The sequence below is a fragment of the Telluria sp. ZB4P36 genome, from assembly GCF_059685865.1.
Genome location: NZ_JCASIE010000003.1, coordinates 467,937 through 489,281 on the forward strand (window position 1 = coordinate 467,937; position 21,345 = coordinate 489,281).

The following is a 21,345-nucleotide window of genomic DNA, read 5'->3' on the forward strand; positions in this document are numbered from 1 at the left end:
GACAATTGTCACCTGACCGGTTTCAGCCCGGCGGCAGGTTGTCCCACAGGTCGCCGGTCGGGCTGATGCGCGGCGCGGTGACGCCGAAGTGCTGGTAGGCCAGCGGCGTGGCGATCCGTCCGCGCGGGGTGCGCTGCAGGTAGCCCTGCTGGATCAGGTAGGGTTCGAGCACGTCCTCGATGGTGTCGGCCGCTTCGCCGATCGCCGCCGCCAGGTTGCCGATGCCCACCGGGCCGCCATTGAACTTGAACAGCACCGCTTCCAGCAGCTTGCGGTCCATGACGTCGAAGCCGACCGTGTCGACGTCGAGCATCTTGAGGGCGCGGTCGGCCATCTCGATCGTGATCTCGCCGTTGCCCTTCACTTCCGCATAGTCGCGCACGCGGCGCAGCAGGCGGTTGGCGATACGCGGCGTGCCGCGCGCCCGCTTGGCCACCTCGCGCGCGCCCTCCTCCTTGATCGGCGCTTCGAGCAGCGCGGCGCTGCGGGTGACGATCTTGGTCAGTTCCTCGACGTTGTAGAACTCGAGGCGGGCGACGATGCCGAAGCGGTCGCGCAGCGGGTTGGTCAGCATGCCGGCGCGGGTGGTGGCGCCAACCAGCGTAAACGGCTGCAGGTCGAGTTTCACGGAGCGCGCGGCCGGGCCCTCGCCGATCATGATGTCGATCTGGTAGTCCTCGAGCGCCGGGTACAGGATCTCTTCGACCACCGGCGACAGGCGGTGGATCTCGTCGATGAACAGCACGTCGTTCGGCTCGAGGTTGGTCAAAAGAGCGGCGAGGTCGCCCGGACGCTCCAGCACCGGGCCGGAAGTCTGGCGCAGGTTGACACCCATCTCGCGCGCGATGATGTGGGCCAGCGTGGTCTTGCCGAGACCCGGCGGGCCGAACAGCAGCGTATGGTCGAGCGCTTCGCGGCGCTTGCGGGCGGCGTGGATGAAGATTTCGAGCTGGTCGCGGATCTTTTCCTGGCCGACGTACTCCTCCAGCTGCTTCGGCCGCAAGGCGCGTTCGATCGCCTCCTCGTTGGGCGAGGCCGGGGCCGCGTCGATCACGCGCTGCTCGGTGAAATTGTCGGTCTGGATGCTCATGCTTTGGACAGGGCCTTGAGTGCGAACTTGATGCCGTCGGAAACGCTGCTACCCGCCGGCATGTTCTTGATGGCGAGGAGCGCTTCCTTGTCAGAATACCCCAAAGCGACCAGCGCATTGAGCACGTCGACCTGGGCGTCGTCGCGCACGACGCCGCCGACCGCGCCGATGTCGGCGCCCAGCTTGCCCTTCAGTTCCAGCAGCAGGCGCTCGGCGGTCTTCTTGCCGATGCCGGGGATCTTCACCAGGCGGCCGGCTTCCTGCAGCGTGACCGCCTGCGACAGGTCGGCCACCGACATGCCCGACAGGATGGCCAGGGCCATGCGTGCGCCGATGCCGGTGATCTTGATCAGCTGGCGGAACAGCGCGCGCTCGGAGGCGTTGCCGAAGCCGAACAGCAGGTGCGCATCCTCGCGCACGATGAGGTGGGTGAACAGCACCACTTTTTCGCCCGTGTGCGGCAGGTTGTAGAAGGTGCTCATCGGCACGTCGACTTCATAGCCGACGCCATTGCAGTCCACCAGCACGTGCGGCGGCGCTTTTTCGAGCAGGATTCCGGAGAGACGACCGATCATCGTTGTTCCTTTTGTTCTTTAGACGAGGCGGCTGCGTTTCATGCGCAGTGTCGCAGTAGCCGGCGACAGCGCGCCGATCATCGACAGCGTATCGATGCTGTGGGCGTGGCAGATCGCCACGCCGAGGGCGTCGGCGGCGTCGGTGCCGGGCAGGCCCGGCAGCTTGAGCAGGCGCGCGACCATGTCCTGCACCTGGGCCTTGGCGGCCTTGCCGGTGCCGACCACGGCCTGCTTGACCTGCACCGCCGTATACTCGGCGACGTCGAGGTCGGCCCCGACCAGGGCCGTGATGGCCGCACCGCGCGCCTGGCCCAGCAGCAGCGTGGACTGTGGATTGACATTGACGAAGACTTTTTCGATGGCCGCGCAGCCGGGCTGGTAGGCGCTGACGATTTCGCCCACGCCCTTCAGGATGAGCTTGAGCCGCGGCGGCAGCGCGCCCTCGGTACCGGTCTTGATGGTGCCGGACGCGATGTAGCGCAGTTTCGTACCGTGTTTTTCAATGACGCCGAACCCCGTCGTACGCAGGCCCGGGTCGATGCCGAGAATAATCATTGTGGAATGATATACGGCTGGCGGGTGTTCGTGGGAAAAATACTGTGCAAAAACACAGTGATGTGGTGGAGCTCGCCGCGTCAGGTGGACGGCCTCGCCGTCCACCCTGCAACAATTAGTGACGGAAGTGACGGGTACCGGTGTACAGCATCACGACGCCACGCTCATCCGCCGCATCGATGACTTCCTGGTCGCGCATCGAGCCGCCCGGGTGGATGACGCAGGTCGCGCCCGCATCCACCACCACGTCCAGGCCGTCGCGGAAGGGGAAGAAGGCATCCGAGGCTACCGCCGAACCGCTCAGGGACAGGCCTGCATTCTGCGCCTTGATCGAGGCGATGCGGGCCGAGTCGATGCGGCTCATCTGGCCGGCGCCGACGCCCAGGGTCATGCCGTTGGCGCAGAACACGATGGCGTTCGACTTGACGAACTTGGCCACGCGCCAGGCGAACATCAGGTCCTGCAGTTGCTGCTGGGTCGGCTGCTTCTTGCTGACCACGCGCAGTTCGCCGAGGCCGACGTTCCTGGCGTCCGGCGCCTGCAGCAGTACGCCGCCGCCGACGCGCTTGAGGTCATACGCGTTCTGGCCTTCGCCCAGCGGAATCTCGAGCAGGCGCACGTTCTGCTTGGCCGACATGACCCGGCGTGCTTCTTCTGAAAACGACGGCGCGATCAGCACTTCCACGAACAGCTTGGCCACCGCTTCCGCGGCGCGGCCGTCGACCTCGACGTTGAAGGCGATGATGCCGCCGAAGGCCGAGGTCGGGTCGGTCTGCAGTGCGCGCGAGTAGGCGTCCAGCGCATCGACGCCGATCGCCACGCCGCAAGGGTTGGCGTGCTTGACGATCACGCAGCCGGCCGGCTGGCCCAGGCCGCCGAGCGACTTGACGCATTCCCAGGCCGCGTCGGCATCGGCGATGTTGTTGTACGAGAGTTCCTTGCCCTGCAGCTGGCGGTAGTTGGCCAGTGCGCCCGCGGTGGCGACCAGGTCGCGGTAGAAGGCGGCGCCCTGGTGCGGGTTCTCGCCGTAGCGCATGTCCTGGACCTTCTCGAAGCTCATGTTCAGGGTCTGCGGATAGCTCGAGCGGGTCGCGTGCAGGCGGTCTTCGCCCAGGCTGGTCAGGTAATTGGTGATCGCGCCATCGTACTGGGCGGTGTGGGCGAACACTTTCTTGGCGAGGCGGAACTTGGTCTCGTAGCTGACCGGGCCAGCCTGGGTACCGGTGCCCTTCATCTCCGCCAGCACCGGGCCGTAGTCGGCCGGGTCGCAGATCACCACCACGTCGCGGTGGTTCTTGGCAGCCGAGCGCAGCATGGTCGGGCCGCCGATGTCGATGTTCTCGATCGCGTCATCCAGCGAGCACTCGTCCTTGGCAACGGTCTGCTGGAAGGGGTAGAGGTTGACCACGACCATGTCGATCTGCGGAATGCCGTGCTCGTCGAGCTTGGCGACGTGCTCGGGCAGGTCGCGGCGCGCCAGGATGCCGCCGTGCACCTTCGGGTGCAGGGTCTTGACCCGGCCGTCGAGCATTTCCGGGAAACCGGTGTAGTCGGCGACTTCAGTAACCTGCACGCCATTTTCCTGCAGCAGTTTGGCGGTGCCGCCGGTGGACAGGATGTTGACGCCGAGGCCAGCCAGGGCCTTCGCGAAATCGAGGACGCCGGTTTTGTCGGAAACGGAAATCAGTGCTTGTTTGATCATGGTGAGGCCTGTGGTTGAGAATTCTGACGCCGGGCGCACGGACGGTGAACCGGCCGCGCCCAGACGCACGGCCACGCCATGCAAAGGAGCTTAGAGGAGCCCGTGCTCCTGGAGTTTCTTGCGCAAAGTATTCCGGTTGATGCCCAGCATCTGCGCCGCGTGCGACTGGTTGCCGTCGGCGCGCGTCATGACCACTTCAAGGACCGGCTTTTCCACCGTCAAGACCATCATGTCGTAGATGTTCGTCGGTTTCTGCTCGCCCAGATCGTTGAAATAGTCCTCGAGGCTTTTCTGGACGACTTCCTGGATACTTTCTTTGCTCATGTTCTCTGCTGCTTCATCCTGGTTAATGATTGCTCGCCGCGTTTTTGACGCGGCGTGTCCCCGTTTTATTCTGGTTCTTATGACTGCTTTTTATGGTGCTATTACTTGTGCTTATGCTGCCATCGCCTCATCGGCAGGATGAGCGGGCCGGTATTGTAACCGCTCGCCATGCCGGAGTTGTAATTTGAAAAAGGCGTCGACCGCAGCCAGTTGCTCGGCAGTCGATTCCAGCAGGTTCATGCGCTGGCGGAATTCTTCGCCTCCCGGCAAGTCCTGCACATACCAGCCGATGTGTTTACGGGCGGTACGCACGCCGACGTATTCGCCATAGAAGGCATAGTGCGCCGGCAGGTGTTCGTTCATCAGGCCGCGTACTTCGTCGACCAGCGGCGCCGGCAAATGCTCGCCCGTACGCAGGTAATGGTCGATCTCGCGGCAGATCCAGGGCCGGCCCTGGGCGGCGCGGCCGATCATGACGGCGTCGGCGCCGGTATAGTCGAGCACGAACTTCGCCTTTTCCGGCGTGGTGATGTCGCCGTTGGCGACCACCGGGATCCCGACCGCCGCCTTGACGGCGCGGATGGTGTCGTATTCGGCCTCGCCCTTGTAGCCGTCGGCGCGGGTGCGGCCGTGCAGGGTCAGCATGGCGATGCCGGCCTGCTCCGCCATGCGGGCGATGCGCAGCGCGTTCCTGTTTTGGCGATCCCAGCCGGTACGGAATTTCAGGGTGACGGGAACGTCGACCGCGTCCACCACGGCGTGCAGGATGCGCTCGACCAGGTCTTCATGCTGCAGCAGGGCCGAACCGCACCAGCTGTTGCAGACCTTCTTCACCGGGCAACCCATGTTGATGTCGATGATCTGGGCGCCACGCTCGACGTTGAACTTCGCGCAGTCGGCCAGGTCTTTCGGGTCGGCGCCGGCGATCTGCACCGCCTTCGGCTCCATTTCCCCGGTGTGGTCGGTGCGGCGCGAGGTCTTTTCGCTGGCCCACAGGCGCGGGTTCGAGGCCGCCATCTCGGACACCGCGTAACCGGCGCCCAGCTGCTTGCACAGCTGGCGGAACGGGCGGTCCGTCACCCCGGCCATGGGGGCGACGAAGACATTGTTACGCAGGATGTAAGGACCGATTTGCACAGCGGAAAAGTTCTAAAGTTTCTCGGGGAACCTAGTATTTTACCTCATTCGCTGCTCAAAATAGCGGCAGAATTTTTGGATATTGTTGCGTGTGTGATATTGGCAGGGGTGCCTGCCGGGGGTAGAGGCTCAGCTCAGATCATCCAGCACGGCCGGCTGAAGGTGCGCTACCTCTCCCCAGCTCAGCAGCCGCAATATCCCCTCCTCCACCACGAACCGGTTCACGCTCGCATTCGACACCTTGAAGTCGCGCGGCGTCTCCAGCGACAAGCCCAGCGCCTGGCGATAGGCGCATTCGAGCACCCCGCCGTGCGCCACCAGGGCGATGGTCTTGCCCGGATGCGCCGCCGCATGCGCCGCGATCGCGCCGGTGGTCCGCTCATAGAAGGCGCGGAAGCTCTCGCCGGCGTTCTTCCCCGGCGGCAGCACGGCATCGACGTCGCGTGCCTGCCAGGCCGCGAACTCGAGTGGGAAGCGGGCCGCGATCTCGCTGTACAGCAGGCCTTCGAAGCCGCCGTAGCAGCGTTCGCGCAAGGCAGGATCGGTGCCGACCTGGGCAGCGCGCGTGCGGGCGATGGCGTCGGCGGTCTGGCGCGCGCGTTGCAGGTCGCTGGAGACGATGTGGTCGATCCGCTCGGCGGCGAGCGCCGCGCCCAGCAGCGCGGCCTGGCGCTCGCCCTCGGCGTTGAGGGCGATGTCGAGATGCCCCTGGAGCCGCTTTTCGGCGTTCCAGGCGGTCTCGCCATGGCGGATCAACAGGATAGTCGTGGCAGTGTGTTCGTTTACAGGCATGAGGTTCGTCGCCCGAACCTCGGGGCGTCTAGGTTGACAGTGTGGATGCAACGTCGGGATTCAGCGAATACACCCCGAAGGTGCGCGCCTCGTCCAGGATATGGCCGCGGATCGCCAGGCGCAGTTCGGGGCCGGTGAAGCGGCCCACCAGCGGCAGGCGCGGGATGTCGAGCGCATACAGTGTAAACACATAGGTATGCACCCGTTCGTCGTTCCATGGCGGACAGGGGCCATCATACCCGTAATACTCGCCCGCCATGTCGGGGTCGCCCGCGAACCAGCCGGTGTAGTCGTTAATGCCCTGGCGCAGCTGGTACTCGGTACCGTTCTTGATGGTGAGCAGCGGGCCCGGCTTGCCGTGTGGCGTCACCATGTCGGAAAACACACCCTCGTCCAGGGATCTGAGCGCGACCGGGATGTCCATCAATGACCAGTGGAAAAAGTCCACCCGCGGCAGTGCGTCCGGCACGGTCTTGCCTTCCTGGTTGACGTCGTCGCCTACGGACGGCACGTCGGGGTCGTGGCAGATCAGCACCAGGGACTTGGTGCCCGTAGGCACATCGTCCCAGGCGATATGAGGATTGCGGTTGCTGGACAGCTTGACGTGGCTGCCGGGATCGATGACCGCAAACGCGCATTGCGGCGGGATCACCCCGCCTTCGGTAAATGAGTCGCTCCAGATTCGCATATGCCCTCCCAGCCTTCTAGCTATTGACCTGTTATGGCGGCGCGGGTTTCAACGCTGCGCAAGCACCATTGGGACAGGATCAACCTGCAGCCAGAAAGTGACAGGACCGTCGTTGACGAGCGAAACTTTCATGTCCGCGCCGAATTTGCCGGTCTCGACAATGCCATGCCGTTCGCGGGCTTGTCGCACGACATGGTCGAACAGGCGCCGCCCGTCTTCCGGCGCCGCCGCCGGCGAAAAGGACGGACGCGTGCCCGATTTCGTGTCCGCCGCCAGGGTGAACTGCGGCACCAGCAGCAGGCCGCCGCCCGTGTCCGTGATGCTGCGGTTCATCTTGCCGGCATCGTCGGAAAACACGCGGTAAGTCAGCAGCTTGGCCAGCAGGGCCTCGGCTTCGCGCTCGGTGTCGCCCTTTTCGGCGCACACCAGCACCATCAGGCCCGCTTGAATCGCGCCGACGGTCTCGCCGTCGACGCGCACGCTGGCCTCGCTGACGCGCTGCAACAGACCAATCATGCCAGGGTCACGCGCGCAAACTTACGCTTGCCCACCTGCATGACGAAGGTGCCGGCCTCGACCTGCAGACCCTTGGCGCTGACCACGGCGCCGTCGATGCGCACGCCGCCCTGGTCGACCATGCGCATGGCTTCCGAGGTCGAGGCACACAGGCCGGCCTGCTTCAACAGCTGGGCCACGCCCAGCGGTGCGCCGGACAGGCTGACTTCCGGCACTTCGTCCGGAATGCCGCCCTTGGAACGGTTGACGAAGTCGGCCAGCGCATCCTCGGCGGCCTGGACCGAGTGGAAGCGCGCGACGATTTCCTTGCCCAAGGCCACTTTCGCGTCACGGGGGTTGGCGCCGCCGGCGACCTCGGCCTTGACGTGGGCGATGTCGGCGATCGAGCGGAAGGACAGCAGATCGTAGTACTTCCACATCATGTCGTCCGAAATGCTCATCAGCTTGCCGAACATGGTGTTCGGGGCTTCGGTGATGCCGATGTAGTTGTTCTTCGATTTCGACATCTTCTCGACGCCGTCCAGGCCCTCGAGAAGGGGCATGGTCAGGATGCACTGCTGCTCCTGGCCATAATCTTTTTGTAGTTCACGCCCAACAAGGAGGTTGAATTTCTGGTCGGTGCCCCCAAGTTCCAGGTCTGCCTGTAAAGCGACCGAATCGTAGCCCTGCATCAAAGGGTACAGGAACTCATGCACCGCAATCGGTGTCCCACTCTTGTAGCGCTTGGTGAAATCATCACGCTCCATCATCCGGGCCACGGTGTAGCGCGAAGCGAGCTGAATCATGCCGCGCGCACCGAGCGGATCGCACCATTCCGAGTTGTAACGGATCTCCGTGCGCGCCGCGTCCAGCACCAAGGAAGCCTGGCGGAAGTACGTCATCGCGTTTTCCTCGACCTGCTCGCGAGTCAGCGGCGGACGCGTGGCATTACGGCCCGAAGGGTCGCCGATCATCGAGGTGAAATCACCGATCAGGAAAATCACCTGGTGGCCCAGGTCTTGCAGCTGGCGCATCTTGTTGAGCACCACGGTATGGCCAAGGTGCAGGTCGGGCGCGGTCGGGTCCAGGCCCAGCTTGATGCGCAGCGGCTTGCCCGACTGTTCCGAACGCGCCAGTTTCTGGGCGAATTCGCTTTCGATCAGCAGTTCATCGACACCGCGCTTGGTGATGGCCAGCGCCTCGAGCACCTTGTCCGTCAACGGCAGGGGAGCGGAAGATTTTACCGGAGCGCCGCTACCGGACGAAGCAATAGAAGTCATAAATTCTTGTAGGAAATTAGCCAAAGCGGTTGTAGGACCACTTCTTTTGGTATAATTCACGATCCATTTTAAGTTTCCCGCAGATAACTTTGCAGAAGCATAAGAAATGGAGTCCTGGAAGTTCAGCCGCAAATTTTAACTGATTGCATGAACCCTTTACAGAAAATCACCCGTCAAAACCTGCTTCAGCTGGTGCCCCGAACCCGCAAGGCGCGTATTCTCAGCGCCGGCGCTGCGTTCATGAGCATGTGCGCCTTTGGCGCCATCGGCGTGGCCCCGATCTCCCCTGATGTGGCAGACATGCCCGTCAAGTCGATCGAGCAAAACCTGGAACTGCCGAATCTCGCAGACCAGATCGCCGCCCTCCAGCAAGACGAGCAGCAATTCATCCACGAGGAGCGCATCCGCCCAGGCGATTCGCTCGGCTCCCTCTTCAACCGCCTTGGCGTCGACGACGCCGATGCCCAGAAGTTCGTCCGCACCGATAAAACCGCCCGCCGCCTGCTGTCGCTCAAGACCGGCAAGCGCATCCAGGCTGAAACCGATGAACATGGCCTGCTGCTGTCCCTGCGCGCCACGATCGTCGATGCCAAGGGTGGCGATGCACGCCAGGTGACGGTCGAGCGCCAGGGCGACAAGTTCGTCGCCCTGGACGCGCCGGCCAAGCTGGAACGCCGCGTCGAAATGCGTTCGCGCGAAATCCAGAGCTCGCTGTACTCGGCGACCGACTCCAACGTGGACGGCGGCAGCATGCCGGACTCGGTGGTCAGCCAGATGATCGAGATGTTCTCGACCAACATCGATTTCCGTTCGGACATCAAGCGTGGCGACCGGTTCAATGTTGTGTACGAAACCTTCTGGCTCGACGGCGAACTGGTCAAGACCGGCCGCATCCTGGCAGGCGAATTCGTCAACCGCGGCGTGGCCTACCAGTCGGTCTGGTACGAAGACCCGGTCACCAAGCAGGGCGGCTACTACAGCCTGGACGGCAAGGCGCTGAAGAAGGCCTTCCTCAAGTCGCCGCTGGAATTCTCGCGTATCTCCTCTGGCTTCTCGATGCGCGTGCACCCGCTGTCGGGCAAGTGGAAGGCGCACAAGGGCGTCGACTACGCCGCCACCACCGGCACCCCGATCCGCGCAGCTGCGGACGGCACCGTCGATTTCGCCGGCAACAGCGGCGGCTACGGCAACCAGGTGGTCCTGAAGCACTGGTCGGGCTACAGCACCGCCTACGCCCACATGAGCCGCTTCGCTCCGGGCATGCGCAAGGGCAGCAAGGTCAGCCAGGGCCAGGTGATCGGCTACGTCGGCTCGACCGGCTGGTCGACCGGCCCGCACCTGCACTATGAGTTCCGCGTTGCCGGCCAGGCCCAGAATCCGGAGAAGTTCAAGTCGCTGGCCCAGCAGCCGCTGAGCCAGGCTGAACTGGCCCGCTTCCGCATGGCCGCCGCCGAGATGAACCACCGCTTCTCGCTGCTCGCACCGAGCGGCAACGCGATGGCGGCACGCTAAGCGCTTCCGCCCCTTCAACGCCCCGCCGCATCTTGCATGCCGCGGGGCGTTTGCTTTTTTCTCTCCCCTTCACATATGCGGTAGAAATAATTTCTATCAAATAGCACTTTTTCTTCTATAAGACAGCATCTAGATTGCACTTCAATGCTAGAGTTAATGAACATTAACGCCACCCTAAGGAGGCAATCGTGCTCAGGTTCATCGCATTCGTCCTGTTCGTGCTCGTCGGCTTGCCTGCCTTCGCCCAGCAGGCCTTCCCTTTCTACAACGAGTCCGGCCCCTTGGCCATCGGTTTCCGCGTCGTGCAACAGCATGATGCGAGTCGCTCCTATCCCTCCACCGCGCAAGGCAAGCCGCGTCCGATCCAGACCGCCATCTGGTATCCGGCGCAACAAGGCGGACAGCCGATGCGCTACGACGATTACCTGCAACTACTGGGCTGGGACGACGATTTCAGCCGCACGCCGGCCGAGCGGACCAAGGTACTCGCGGACTGGCTGAAGATCGTCACCGAAGGCAGGTCCGCCGGGCAGGTCGCCGCAGAGCGCAAGGATGTGCGCTGGGCCGTGCGCGATGCGAAGGCGCTGCCGGGCAAGTATCCGGTAGTAATCTACTCGCCCAGCCTGAGCAGCAATGTCTTCGAGAATGCCGAGATGATGGAATTCCTTGCCAGTCACGGCTATATCGTGATCGCCAGCCCGGCGCTGGGCATCGACGGGCGTTGGCAGAAGGACGACCTGGCGCACGCCGAAGCCCAGGCGGCCGACATCCGTTTCCTGGTCGGCTACGCGCAGTCGCTGCCGCAGGCCGATACTTCCCGCCTGGCGGTCGCCGGTTTTTCCTGGGGCGGCATGGCGAACGTGCTGGCCGCGGCGCAGGACGAACGGATCAAGGCCCTGGTCTGCCTGGACGGCACGGTGCGCTACCGCCATGCCATGCTGGACAAGCTCCCCTACCTGAAGCCGGAACAGTTGCGCACGCCTCTGCTCTACCTGGCCCAGCGGCCGCAGCCTTTCGAGCGCGGCCTGAAGCACAAGCCGGATGTGTCCGGCAGCATCCTGCAGAAGATGAAGGGCGCCGACGTGTACCTGCTGACGATGTATGCGATGGAGCACGTGTATTTTGGCAGCAGCTACCTACGCCTCGATCCTCTCGACTTCGGCGACTACACCCGCGACGAAGTGGCGCAGTCCTATGGCCAGAGCGCGCGCTATGTCCTGCACTTCCTGGACGGTGCCCTGAAGGGCGACCGGGGCGGCTTCGACTACCTGCTGAAGAAGCCCGAACAGCTCGGCATGCCGCGCCACAGCGTCAGTAGCCAGTTTTTCGCGGCGCGTCCGTGAGCGCCATACGCATCGCCACCACGATAGAGAGGCCCGATGACACCCGTTCTCGCCACCGCTACGCTGTGCCTGGCCCTGTTCGCCGGCCTGCCGCCGCATGCCTTCGCGGAAAACCCGGTGGAAAGCGGCAGAAGATCGAAGCCGTGATCAAGGCCTTCGGCAAGGCCCTCGTCGACAAGGACAAGGAAGATTGCCGCGGTACCCTGGTCAGCAGAAGAAAATCCGGAGCCGCGGCCAAAGAAGTAGGCGCTGTCACCGTTATCTATGGATGACTCTGATTGCGATACGCAGCAATTGCTCAACAGAAGTAATCCGTCCGCCATCGAGTGCCCAGCGCCAGCCCAGGTAATTCGGTAAATAGCGCGAGGCCACGCCGTGAAAACGCGCAAGCCATTCGCGGAAGCGCTGGTGATAGGCATTCACATTTTGGACATGGATGGCGCCGGCGCTGCCGCGACGGACCCGCTCGCCCGCGCTCAAGTTCACTGCTTGATGGGCGATCGCGTGTTTGCGGGAAAAAGCACGGTAGGCGGCGTTCGCATCGCTGACCAGCAAGACTTGCCTGTCGAGCTTGGGCAAGAGGTGGCGCTCCAGCTGCGCCACCGTCAGGGCGCCGCGTCCGGCGAGCGCATCAATGGTCTGGCCGCTGCGGTCGCGCGCGACGAGAATGCAGTCGAGTTCGCGTGAGATCCCGCGCCTGCTTGCCCGTCCGCCTCGTTTGCGCGGCGGCCGTTCCAGTTTGCGCGCGCCTTTCTGCGACTCCAGCATGAACATTTCATCGGCCTCGACGACACCGCTCAGGCACCGTGGCCGGTTGTGCTTGACCCGATCCAGGAAGCGGTGACGCCAGCGAAAAGCGGTATTGCGGTGCACCTCCACCTGCTTGGCCGCCGCGCGCACCGGTTTCGAATCGAGCACTGCGGCAAGGTAATCGAGCCATTTTTCGCGCAGCCGCAGCCGCGCCAATGGCGTGCCGCTCAGGTCGTTGAAGGTGCGCCTGCATTCCCGGCAACGGTAGCGCTGCAAGCCGTTGGCCTGGCCATGCCGATAGTAGCGTTCGCATGCGCAGCGCGGACATTGGCGTTTAGCCGCGCCAATCTGCCCGATCAGGGCGATTACCTGGTCGAGCCCGGCGGCAGGATGCAGGGCTGCAAGCGTTTGCAGTCGTTGTGGCCCGTTCAGGGCGGGCAGCTGTGCAAACCATTTAGTGAAGCTGGGCGCTTTCATGGCCGGTTCCTGTCGATGCGGACAGGGCTTGGACCATGCGAGAGCTCAGCAGTTCAATCCTCATCCATAGCTAACAATGACAGCGCCAAGAAGTAAGACTGTCTAGCGCATGCAGTCGGGGAAAGCCAGCTTGCCGTTGCGCGCCTGGCATTGCCTGACCCCGGGCGGCATCCGGTCGAAGGTCTTCGATTCGCCCTCTTTCAAGCGGAATTCAGCGAACACCTCGTGGGTGCAGACCAGCGCGGGATAGCCGTTCCTGACGCCCGCTTCCTAGCAGTCGGAGGTGTACAGGAGGAAAGGACATTCGCCTCCCGGGCCGCTGCCGCAGCTGTAGGTGGCCGTGGTCCGGACGACCGCAGGCTGCTTGGCCGTCTGGGCGCCGGCGAAAGAGGCGCAGAGTGCCAGGGCGAGAAATACGTGGAATCTTGTCTTCATGATGATAGCGGCAATAATGAGGGCGCAAAGATAGCACGGCGTCCCGCTCCGAAAATTCACCAATTCCCGCATTCGGCGGCCAGACCCGTCGCTTCCGCTTTTTGCCCCGACCGTTTAGACTGCATTGTCCCATCCAGATCGAGAACACATGAGCGACACCTCTTCCCTGACCATCGGCCTGATGTCCGGCACCAGCCTTGACGGCGTGGACGGCGTGCTGGCCGACTTTACCGGCGGCAGCATCCGCACCGTCGCGGCCGCCTTCACGCCCTTCCCCGCCGAACTACGCAGCGAGCTGATGGCGCTGCAGGCCGCCAGCGAGAACGAACTCGAGCGCGAGGCCCTGGCCGCGAACGGCCTGGCCCTGTGCTATGCCGACTGCGTGCGCCAGCTGCTGCCCGCCGCCGGCAGGCCGGTCGCGGCGGTGGCCGTGCACGGCCAGACCATCCGTCACCGCCCGGAACTCGGCTTCACGCGCCAGACCAACAACCCTGCCCTGCTGGCCGAACTGACCGGGATCGACGTCATCGCCGACTTCCGCAGCCGCGACATCGCCGCCGGCGGCCAGGGTGCGCCGCTGGTGCCGGCCTTCCACGAGGCCGCCTTCGGCAAGCCGGGCACGGCGCGCGTGGTCGTCAACATCGGCGGAATCGGCAACATCAGCGTATTGCATGGCGATGGCCGCGTCACCGGTTTCGACACCGGTCCGGGCAATGTGCTGATGGATTTGTGGATCGGCCGCCATCTGGGCAAGCCCTATGACGAGGATGGCGCCTGGGCCGCCGGCGGCAGCGTGCACGGGCCGCTGCTGGATGCGCTGCTGGACGAGCCCTATTTCCGCCAGCCGGCACCCAAGAGCACCGGCCGCGACCTGTTCCACGATGCATGGCTGGACGCCAAGCTGCAGGGATTCGGCGCGCTGGCACCGGCCGATGTCATGGCGACCTTGACCCGCCTGACGGGCGTGACGATCGCGCAAGCGATCCGCGCCGAACATGCGGGCGTGGATGCGGTGTACGTGTGCGGCGGCGGCGCCTACAACGCCACCCTGCTGGGCGAGATCGGCGCGGCGCTGGGCGGCGCGCGGGTGGAATCGACGGCGGCGCTCGGCATCGCGCCGAACCGGGTCGAGGCGCTGGCCTTTGCCTGGCTGGGCTACCGCTTCCTGCAACGCCAGCCCGGCAACCTGCCGGCCGTCACTGGCGCACGCGGCCCGCGCATCCTGGGCGCACTCTACCCTGCGTAAACGACAACGGGTCCGGAAACCGGACCCATCAAAGGAACGGCCCGGATCACCGGGCTGCCTGGGGAGGTCAGGCGGAGAACGAGGAACCGCAACCGCAGGTCGAGGTGGCGTTCGGGTTCTTGATCACGAATTGGGCGCCTTCGAGGTCGTCCTTGTAGTCGATCTCGGCGCCGACCAGGTACTGGTAGCTCATCGAGTCGATCAGCAGCTGGACGCCGTTCTTTTCCATCGTGGTGTCGTCTTCGTTGACGATTTCGTCAAAGGTGAAGCCGTACTGGAAGCCGGAGCAGCCGCCGCCCTGCACGAAGACGCGCAGCTTGAGGTCGGGATTGCCCTCTTCCTCGATCAGCTGGGCAACTTTCTGTGCGGCGCTGTCGGTGAAGTTGATCGGAACTGGGATCGTGTCGTGCTCTTGCACTTCGGCGACTGCGGTCATGAAACACTCCTGGTGAAATACGTGAATTACGCTATGGTGTCCATTATAGACCCTTGGCGCAACTCATGCTGCCGAGCCGACCTCGGCGTCGGATAGATGAAACACCGGCTCGCCCGCGGGTTCGTGGGTCAGTTTCCCCGTCACGAGGGCGCCGCCGTGCATCTCGAGCAAACGGTAATGGACATCACCATGTATGCGGCCTTTCGGCTGTAATTCAAGGAGTTCCGACGAATACACCGATCCGGCGATGTAACCGTTGACCACCAGGCTGGCGCAGCGCACCTCGCCCTCGATCCGCGCGTGCTCGGACACGATCAGCATGCTCTCGGCGCCGTCCGCCGCCACCACATTGCCGTGCACCTCGCCGTCGATGCGCAGGCCGCCGGTGAAGCACAGGTCGCCCTCGATCCGGGCCGAGATGCCGACCAGGCTGTCAATCTCGCTTTTTACTTGTCGACCGAACATGTTTCACCTCTCCTTAGGGCGCTAAAAATCAACCTGTGCATCGGTCAATTTACCGTGCTCAACAAGAGCGGCCTTGATCTAGATCGGGTGAGTCGAACGGGGAGCGCGCGGGCATGGCGCCCGCGCGGGAGATGAAGAGGATTACGGCAACAGGGCGATCTGCTTCAGCCCGGTCGCTTCGTCGAGGCCGAACATCAGGTTCATGCACTGCACGGCCTGGCCGGATGCACCCTTGACCAGGTTGTCCTGCACCACCAGGATGACCACGGTGTTGCCGCCTTCCGGACGGTGCAGGGCCAGGCGCAGCATGTTCGAGCCGCGGGTCGAGCGGGTTTCCGGGTGCGAGCCGAAAGGCATCACGTCGACGAACTGGCTGTCCTTGTATTCGTTCTCGAACAGGGCCTGCAGGGCCGCGTCGTCGATGTCCCTGGTCAGGCGCGCGTACAGGGTCGCGTGCATGCCGCGGATCATCGGCACCAGGTGGGGCGTGAAGATCAGGCCGACCTTCTGGTCGGTATAGCGCGCCAGCTGGGCCGAGGTTTCCGGCGTGTGGCGGTGGCCGTGCACGCCGTAGGCCTTGAAGTTGTCGCTGGATTCCGAGAACAGCGTGCCGATCTCGGCCTTGCGGCCGGCGCCGGACACGCCCGACTTGCAGTCGGCGATCAGGTTGCCGGCGTCGATGATGCCGGCCTTCAGCAGCGGGTAGAAGCCGAGCTGCATGGTGGTCGGGTAGCAGCCAGGAGTGGCGACCAGGCGCGCCTTCCTGATGTCTTCGCGGTTCAGTTCCGGCAGGCCGTACACGGCTTCCTCGATCAGCTCGGGAGCGGTGTGCGGGATCTTGTACCACTGTTCAAACGTCGCCCGGTCCTTCAGGCGGAAGTCGGCCGCCAGGTCGATGACCTTGACGCCGGCCGCCAGCAGCGCCGGGGCCTGGGCCATGGCGACGCCGTGCGGGGTGGCGAAGAACACCACGTCGCACTGGCTCAGGTCGGCCTTGTCCGGGCTCGAGAAGGCGAGGTCGACGACGCCGCGCAGCGAGGGGAACATGTCGGCCACCGGCAGGCCGTCTTCCTTGCGCGAAGTGATCGCGGTCAGCTGCACGTCGGGATGCACGGCCAACAGCCGCAGCAATTCCACGCCCGTGTATCCGGTTCCGCCAACGATGCCAACTTTGATCATGTTCTGTTCCTTCGTGATGTAATAATGACCTTTTCAGGACGAGGCTGCATTTTAACAGCCGTGAAAAATGCGTGTGCCGGCAAGGCCGGCGACGGAATGCAGACTTGTTTCACCACCTTCAAACGGAGACCCCATGCGCACCACCGCCCTGTTCTGCCTTGCCGTCCTGTCGATCGGCGCCACGCCCGCCCTTGCCGCCGAGCGCTTCTCCTGCGGCGGCGCGGACGCCGGGATCGAGGTGCTGGCCCGCGACAGCCGCGTGCCTGAAGAGCGCGCGGAAGGCGTGGTGACCGTTTCCCGCAACGGGCTCGAGACCATCCTGCGTTACCGGGGCATCGACTTCATCGGCGGCCGGTGCGTGAGCGCGGGCGACGGCCGGCCGCTGGTGGTGTTCCAGGCCTTTTGCGGCGGCTCGGGCTGCCACGATGGCGCGAACTGGGGCGTGATCGATCCCGCGACGGTGCGGGTGCTGGCAGTGCCGACGGACACCAATCGCAAAGAAACGCAACAGCTGCTCGGCGGCCGCCTGCCGGCCCTGAAGATGATCAGTGTGGAGCGCGAGGCACTCAGGCAGGGCGTCGCGCTCTACTGAGGTCTACTCGCCCGAGCCGGGCGTGATCGACTTGCTGACCTTGCCCTGCTCGTCCAGCATCTGGATCTCGGCCTTGCCGTCCGCCGAGACCAGCAGCATCATGCGGGTCCGTCCCTTCGCATCCTTCAGCTGGAGGGCCGATCCCTTGCTGGCGGTATTGCCGAGCCAGATGCGGTTCTGGCTCAGGCGGCCTTCCTCCTCCAGCTTCTTCCAGTAAGCCTGCTGTTCCGTCCGCGGCAGCTTGCCGCTCTCCTCGCGGAAGCGATTGATGTCGCCCATCGAGGTGACGCCGTAGTAGGGGACATCGTTGATCTTCAGGGCGGTCATCTGGTGGGTGGCGCTGTCGTTGTTGATCAGCTGCAGGGCCTGGTCCTGGCGGAAGCGGTCGAAGGTGAGCGACAGGCCGGAGACGATCTTGCCGTCCGCGCCGATGCTGCCCTTCTGGATCAGGCCGCCGTTTTCCGTGCCTTCCTCGTTGACGAACAACATGCCGGCGAAGCTGCGGCGGTCCGGACGCGCGCCCTCCTTCCCCTGCTGGAAGTCGCCCGGGAACTGGGCCCTGTTGGAGATGATGATGCGCTTGGTGCCGTCCGGTTCGACGATGTTGATGCGGCCGACGGTGATCTCGTCGAAACTGGCGCGGCGTGCCGGATCGGCAGCGCCGCTCAGGGTCATGACGGCGGCGAGGGCGGCGGCCATGGTGGTGGCGCCGGCGAGGAAGGTGCGGATCTGCGACATGGGGTCTCCTTGGTGATTAACGTGGTTTGTTTTTGAGGCGGCGCAGGCGCCATTCGATGAACAGGATGATGAAGCCGGACACCAGCACGATGGCGCCGAGGTATTGCAGGACGCGGTTGCCGGGCGCCTGGATATGCCTGGTATCGATCAGTTCGAAACGGCGGCGGCCGTTTTCGGCCTGTTCGTAGTACACCGTGCCGCGGCTGTCCGCCCGTTCCACCGTCGTCGGCGCGAGGCGGGTGGCGTAGAACTCCGCCAGCTCCTTCGACATCTCTTCGAGCGTGATGACCCTGGCGGCCATCCTGAGCTGCAGGATCTCCCTGCGCGTGTCGAACACGTTCTCGGGCTCGCCGGCGCGGATCACCCCGGGCGAGGTGTATTTGTACAGCTTGTTCGGGAAAAAGATGCCGTCGTTTGCCGCCAGCATCATGGCGAAGCCGAGCAGCCAGGCCGCGGCCGCGCCGAACAGCCAGTGCCTGGTCTGCCGGACCCGGACCACGGCCGCACCCTGGCTGAACTGCGCGACCGCGGGGATGTGGCGCAGCGTGGTGTCCAGCACGTCCTGGTCCACGTCTTTCAGGAAGCTCGCCTGGTCCATGCCGAGGCCGGACAGGATGGTGGAAAACATCTCGGCCGATGGCACCGACTTGTCGTTTTCCAGCTTGGACAGATAGGACTGCTCGATACCGGCCATCTGTGCGAACTGGGGCTGGGTCAGCCCTTTCTCAGTCCGGAGTTGCTTGAGTCGTTCGCCAAAATTCATGACGGGCTTTCCTGAAGTGATTGGGAAAGCCGTATTCTTTGCTATTCATGCACGACTTGGAAGATGAATATCGGCGAATAATGATGAATTCGACAAGAATATGCAGCAGGATTACCCAGATCGAATAGAGGAAGCCTGAAAAGCAAAAAACCGCCCACCTTGCGGAGGACGGCTTTCGCAGCCAGCGCCCGGAGGCGCTGGTAGCAGCAGAAACGAATTAACGCTTCGAGAACTGCTTTGCGCGGCGTGCTTTACGCAGGCCGACTTTCTTACGCTCGACTTCACGGGCATCACGGGTGACGAAACCGGCGCGTGCCAGGTCGCCCTTGAGGCCTGCGTCGTAGTCGATCAGGGCGCGGGTGATGCCGTGGCGGACGGCGCCTGCCTGGCCCGACTCACCACCACCGTGCACGTTGACCTTGATGTCGAAACGTTCGACGTTGCCGGTCAGTTCCAGCGGCTGGCGGATGACCATCAGGCCGGTTTCGCGCGAGAAGTATTCGTTCGCAGGCTTGCCGTTCACGACGATCAGGCCGGTGCCGGCTTTGATGAACACGCGAGCGACTGCACTCTTGCGACGGCCAGTGCCGTAGTTGTAGTTACCGATCATGTCAGTTCCTTAGAGGGTCAGTGCTTGTGGTTGCTGTGCTGCGTGCGGGTGCGAACCTTCCGCGTACACTTTCAGCTTCTTGATCATTGCATAGCCCAGCGGGCCCTTCGGCAGCATGCCTTTGACAGCCTTTTCCAGGGCGCGGCCCGGGAAGCGCTGTTGCATCTTCAGGAAGTTGGTTTCGTAGATACCGCCCGGGTAGCCCGAGTGACGGTAGTAGGTCTTCTGGGTGGCCTTGGTGCCGGTCACGCGCAGCTTGCCTGCATTGACGACGATGATGTAGTCGCCGGTATCGACGTGCGGAGTGAACTCCGGCTTGTGCTTGCCGCGCAGTCGGAGTGCCACTTCGCTGGCAACACGTCCGAGGACCAAGTCCGTCGCGTCAATCACCAACCAGTCGCGCTGGACTTCATGGCCCTTAGCGGAAAAAGTTTTCATGATGACTTCCAAATAGGTTAAATGCTCACTGTGGTGGTTCCGCCCTTGCTGCAGCGGACTCTGCCTTATTGTCTTCCCCGAGCAAAGGGAAAGCCCACGATGATAGCCGAACAAAGGCTAGCCCGTCAATGCGGGTGACGGAGGCTGTCGCATTTTCCCCGTTCGCATAAATTGGTGCGATCGTGCAACTATGCATTGACCATCAAAACGATGCCAATCTACTATGCGTGCATCCTTTGAGGAGATTGTGTGAAGACAAGATCGTTACTTCCAGTTGCCGCCCTGTGGCTGGCCGCAGTTACCACAAGCGCGGCGGCAAGCGCAGCGGCACCCGCCAATGCCACTGCCGGCCCCAAGCCGGCCGCCACCCGCGGCTGCCACCTCCCCGGCGTCGTCGACGCCCTGCGCTGCGTCAGCCTCGACGTCCCGCTGGACCATGCCAAACCAGACGGCGCCAAGCTGAAACTCCATGTGACCGTCGCCCCGGCGCACCGCGCCGGCACCCGCGGCGATCCGCTGTTCGTGCTGGCCGGCGGTCCCGGCGAGGCCGGCAGCGACGTGGTGGGTCTGCTGTCGACCGCCTTCACCCGGGTGCGTGCCACCCGCGACATCGTGTTCATCGACCAGCGCGGCACCGGCCGCTCCGGCAAGCTCGACTGCAAGAGCAAGCCGGAACACGAGCGCATGACCGAGACGCAGCTGGAAGCGGAGCTGCATGCCTGCATCACCGCCACCAAGGCCCCATTCGCCGCCTACACCACCGAGGCCGCCGCCCGCGACACCGAACTGGTGCGCCGCGCGCTCGGCTATGGCCCCGTCAACGTCTTCGGCGGCTCCTACGGCACCCGCCTGGGCCAGGCCTACGCCCGCCTGTATCCGGCCAGCGTGCGCAGCCTCGTGCTGGACGGCGTGGCCGCGCCCGACCAGGTGATTCCGGCCGGCGCCCGCGACGGCCAGGCCGCGCTCGACAAGATGTTCGAGCAATGCGCCAAAGACGCTTCCTGCAACAAGGCCTTCCCGAAGCTGCGCGCCGAATTCGAGGGCCTGGTCGCGAAGCTCGAAGCGGGCGGCATCAAGCTGTCGCTGCCCGACCCGCGCACCGCGCAGCCGGTCGAGTTCACCATGACGGCATCGCGCTTCCTGGGCACCGTGCACGGCATCCTGTATTCGCCGGCCGACGCCCGCCGCCTGCCCTTCCTGATCCACAATGCCGCGCAGGGACGCTGGCAGCCCTTCGTCGCGCGCCAGAACCTGGCCGGCGACTTCGGCACCCAGGGCCACATCGCCATCCTGCTGCACCTCGCGGTGGTCTGCGCCGAGGACGTGCCGCGCATGACGCCGGCGCTGCTGCAGTCCGACGCCGGCATGCTGACCAAGAACCTGGCCGACCAGATGCCCGCCCTGTGCAAGGTGATGAACGTGCCGGCCATTCCGTACAAGGAACCGGCCCGCATCGAGACCCCGGCCCTGCTGCTGTCCGGCGCGCTCGATCCGGTCACGCCGCCGCACCGCGCCGCCACCGCCGCCAAATACATGGCGCGCGCCCAGCACGTGGTGGTCGACAACGTCGGCCACGGCGTCTCGCAGCTCGGCTGCGCGCCGCGCCTGCTGCGCAGCTTCCTCGACAAGCCGCAGGACCAGCTGGACGCCGCCTGCCTGAAAGAGATTCCGCCCCCGACCTTCCAGCTCGGCAGCGCCGGCCCGCAACCATAAGGCAAAGAAC

Annotated in this window: 24 protein-coding genes; 6 read left to right on the forward strand and 18 right to left on the reverse strand. The window is 64.2% G+C overall.

Annotation, left to right across the window (positions count from 1 at the left end; translation table 11 throughout):
• Positions 1–22 precede the first annotated feature (22 nt).
• The 10 genes from ruvB to tyrS all read right to left on the reverse strand — a co-directional run bounded on the left by ruvB (position 23) and on the right by tyrS (position 8,638).
• Entirely contained in the window at positions 23–1,090 is a 1,068-nt protein-coding gene (gene ruvB / locus AC56LK_RS07390; protein ID WP_497183911.1) for a Holliday junction branch migration DNA helicase RuvB, read from the reverse strand.
• Positions 1,087–1,665 carry a Holliday junction branch migration protein RuvA gene (ruvA, locus tag AC56LK_RS07395; protein WP_497183912.1) on the reverse strand — a complete coding sequence of 193 codons (579 nt, stop codon included), beginning with the start codon at positions 1,663–1,665 and terminating at the stop codon, positions 1,087–1,089. The genes ruvB and ruvA overlap by 4 nt, the downstream gene beginning before the upstream one ends.
• 18 nt (positions 1,666–1,683) lie before the next feature.
• Entirely contained in the window at positions 1,684–2,220 is a 537-nt protein-coding gene (ruvC, locus tag AC56LK_RS07400; protein ID WP_497183913.1) for a crossover junction endodeoxyribonuclease RuvC, read from the reverse strand.
• Positions 2,221–2,335: 115 nt separating this feature from the next.
• Positions 2,336–3,922: a bifunctional phosphoribosylaminoimidazolecarboxamide formyltransferase/IMP cyclohydrolase gene (gene purH, locus AC56LK_RS07405; RefSeq protein WP_497183914.1), complete on the reverse strand. Its 1,587-nt coding sequence runs from the start codon at positions 3,920–3,922 to the stop codon at positions 2,336–2,338.
• A gap of 90 nt (positions 3,923–4,012) precedes the next feature.
• Positions 4,013–4,246 (reverse strand): helix-turn-helix domain-containing protein, encoded by a 234-nt coding sequence (locus AC56LK_RS07410; protein ID WP_027865797.1) that lies wholly within the window; start codon positions 4,244–4,246, stop codon positions 4,013–4,015.
• A gap of 111 nt (positions 4,247–4,357) precedes the next feature.
• Positions 4,358–5,383, reverse strand: a complete 1,026-nt coding sequence (dusB, locus tag AC56LK_RS07415) for a tRNA dihydrouridine synthase DusB (RefSeq protein WP_497183915.1) — start codon at positions 5,381–5,383, stop codon at positions 4,358–4,360.
• A 129-nt stretch (positions 5,384–5,512) separates the two neighbouring features.
• Positions 5,513–6,175 (reverse strand): histidine phosphatase family protein, encoded by a 663-nt coding sequence (locus AC56LK_RS07420; protein ID WP_497183916.1) that lies wholly within the window; start codon positions 6,173–6,175, stop codon positions 5,513–5,515.
• Positions 6,176–6,203: 28 nt separating this feature from the next.
• The gene (locus AC56LK_RS07425; RefSeq protein ID WP_497183917.1) at positions 6,204–6,863 is read right to left on the reverse strand and encodes a YbhB/YbcL family Raf kinase inhibitor-like protein; all 660 of its coding nucleotides are present in this window, start codon (positions 6,861–6,863) and stop codon (positions 6,204–6,206) included.
• A 48-nt stretch (positions 6,864–6,911) separates the two neighbouring features.
• Positions 6,912–7,379: a D-aminoacyl-tRNA deacylase gene (gene dtd, locus AC56LK_RS07430; RefSeq protein ID WP_497183918.1), complete on the reverse strand. Its 468-nt coding sequence runs from the start codon at positions 7,377–7,379 to the stop codon at positions 6,912–6,914.
• On the reverse strand, positions 7,376–8,638 hold the full coding sequence (tyrS, locus tag AC56LK_RS07435) for a tyrosine--tRNA ligase (protein WP_497183919.1): 1,263 nt from the start codon (positions 8,636–8,638) through the stop codon (positions 7,376–7,378). The genes dtd and tyrS overlap by 4 nt, the downstream gene beginning before the upstream one ends.
• 147 nt (positions 8,639–8,785) lie before the next feature.
• Here tyrS and AC56LK_RS07440 point away from each other — a divergent pair, with 147 nt between their 5' ends.
• The 3 genes from AC56LK_RS07440 (at position 8,786) to AC56LK_RS07450 (ending at position 11,765) form a co-directional block, all read left to right on the forward strand.
• The gene (locus tag AC56LK_RS07440) at positions 8,786–10,150 is read left to right on the forward strand and encodes a M23 family metallopeptidase (protein WP_497183920.1); all 1,365 of its coding nucleotides are present in this window, start codon (positions 8,786–8,788) and stop codon (positions 10,148–10,150) included.
• A gap of 188 nt (positions 10,151–10,338) precedes the next feature.
• Complete coding sequence (locus AC56LK_RS07445; protein WP_497183921.1) at positions 10,339–11,493, forward strand: dienelactone hydrolase family protein; 1,155 nt, start codon at positions 10,339–10,341, stop codon at positions 11,491–11,493.
• 143 nt (positions 11,494–11,636) lie between these two features.
• Positions 11,637–11,765: a hypothetical protein gene (locus AC56LK_RS07450; protein ID WP_497183922.1), complete on the forward strand. Its 129-nt coding sequence runs from the start codon at positions 11,637–11,639 to the stop codon at positions 11,763–11,765.
• Here the strand turns inward: AC56LK_RS07450 and AC56LK_RS07455 are convergent.
• Positions 11,752–12,720: an IS1595 family transposase gene (locus AC56LK_RS07455; protein WP_497183923.1), complete on the reverse strand. Its 969-nt coding sequence runs from the start codon at positions 12,718–12,720 to the stop codon at positions 11,752–11,754. The two genes, AC56LK_RS07450 and AC56LK_RS07455, sit on opposite strands and share 14 nt — an antisense overlap.
• A 583-nt stretch (positions 12,721–13,303) precedes the next feature.
• Here AC56LK_RS07455 and AC56LK_RS07460 point away from each other — a divergent pair.
• Entirely contained in the window at positions 13,304–14,401 is a 1,098-nt protein-coding gene (locus AC56LK_RS07460) for an anhydro-N-acetylmuramic acid kinase (RefSeq protein ID WP_497183924.1), read from the forward strand.
• 67 nt (positions 14,402–14,468) lie between these two features.
• Here AC56LK_RS07460 and erpA read toward each other — a convergent pair whose 3' ends face one another.
• From erpA to argC, 3 genes are all read right to left on the reverse strand, one after another.
• Entirely contained in the window at positions 14,469–14,837 is a 369-nt protein-coding gene (gene erpA, locus AC56LK_RS07465; RefSeq protein ID WP_227799879.1) for an iron-sulfur cluster insertion protein ErpA, read from the reverse strand.
• A gap of 63 nt (positions 14,838–14,900) precedes the next feature.
• A complete protein-coding gene (locus tag AC56LK_RS07470; RefSeq protein ID WP_497183925.1) occupies positions 14,901–15,302 on the reverse strand; it encodes a bactofilin family protein in 402 nt (133 codons plus the stop codon).
• 141 nt (positions 15,303–15,443) lie between these two features.
• Entirely contained in the window at positions 15,444–16,481 is a 1,038-nt protein-coding gene (gene argC / locus AC56LK_RS07475) for an N-acetyl-gamma-glutamyl-phosphate reductase (protein ID WP_497183926.1), read from the reverse strand.
• Positions 16,482–16,614: 133 nt separating this feature from the next.
• On the opposite strand from argC, the gene AC56LK_RS07480 reads away from it, so the two are divergent.
• Positions 16,615–17,073, forward strand: a complete 459-nt coding sequence (locus AC56LK_RS07480; RefSeq protein ID WP_497183927.1) for a hypothetical protein — start codon at positions 16,615–16,617, stop codon at positions 17,071–17,073.
• Between the two features lie 3 nt (positions 17,074–17,076).
• Here the strand turns inward: AC56LK_RS07480 and AC56LK_RS07485 are convergent, their stop codons facing one another.
• The 4 genes from AC56LK_RS07485 to rplM form a co-directional block, all read right to left on the reverse strand.
• Positions 17,077–17,811 (reverse strand): hypothetical protein, encoded by a 735-nt coding sequence (locus AC56LK_RS07485; RefSeq protein ID WP_497183928.1) that lies wholly within the window; start codon positions 17,809–17,811, stop codon positions 17,077–17,079.
• 16 nt (positions 17,812–17,827) lie between these two features.
• Positions 17,828–18,574 carry a helix-turn-helix domain-containing protein gene (locus AC56LK_RS07490; protein WP_497183929.1) on the reverse strand — a complete coding sequence of 249 codons (747 nt, stop codon included), beginning with the start codon at positions 18,572–18,574 and terminating at the stop codon, positions 17,828–17,830.
• 217 nt (positions 18,575–18,791) lie between these two features.
• A complete protein-coding gene (gene rpsI / locus AC56LK_RS07495) occupies positions 18,792–19,184 on the reverse strand; it encodes a 30S ribosomal protein S9 (RefSeq protein WP_027865814.1) in 393 nt (130 codons plus the stop codon).
• A gap of 9 nt (positions 19,185–19,193) precedes the next feature.
• Complete coding sequence (rplM, locus tag AC56LK_RS07500) at positions 19,194–19,622, reverse strand: 50S ribosomal protein L13 (RefSeq protein WP_224946249.1); 429 nt, start codon at positions 19,620–19,622, stop codon at positions 19,194–19,196.
• A 249-nt stretch (positions 19,623–19,871) separates the two neighbouring features.
• Between rplM and AC56LK_RS07505 the strand changes: the two genes are divergently transcribed.
• Positions 19,872–21,335: an alpha/beta hydrolase gene (locus AC56LK_RS07505; RefSeq protein ID WP_497183930.1), complete on the forward strand. Its 1,464-nt coding sequence runs from the start codon at positions 19,872–19,874 to the stop codon at positions 21,333–21,335.
• Positions 21,336–21,345 lie beyond the last annotated feature (10 nt).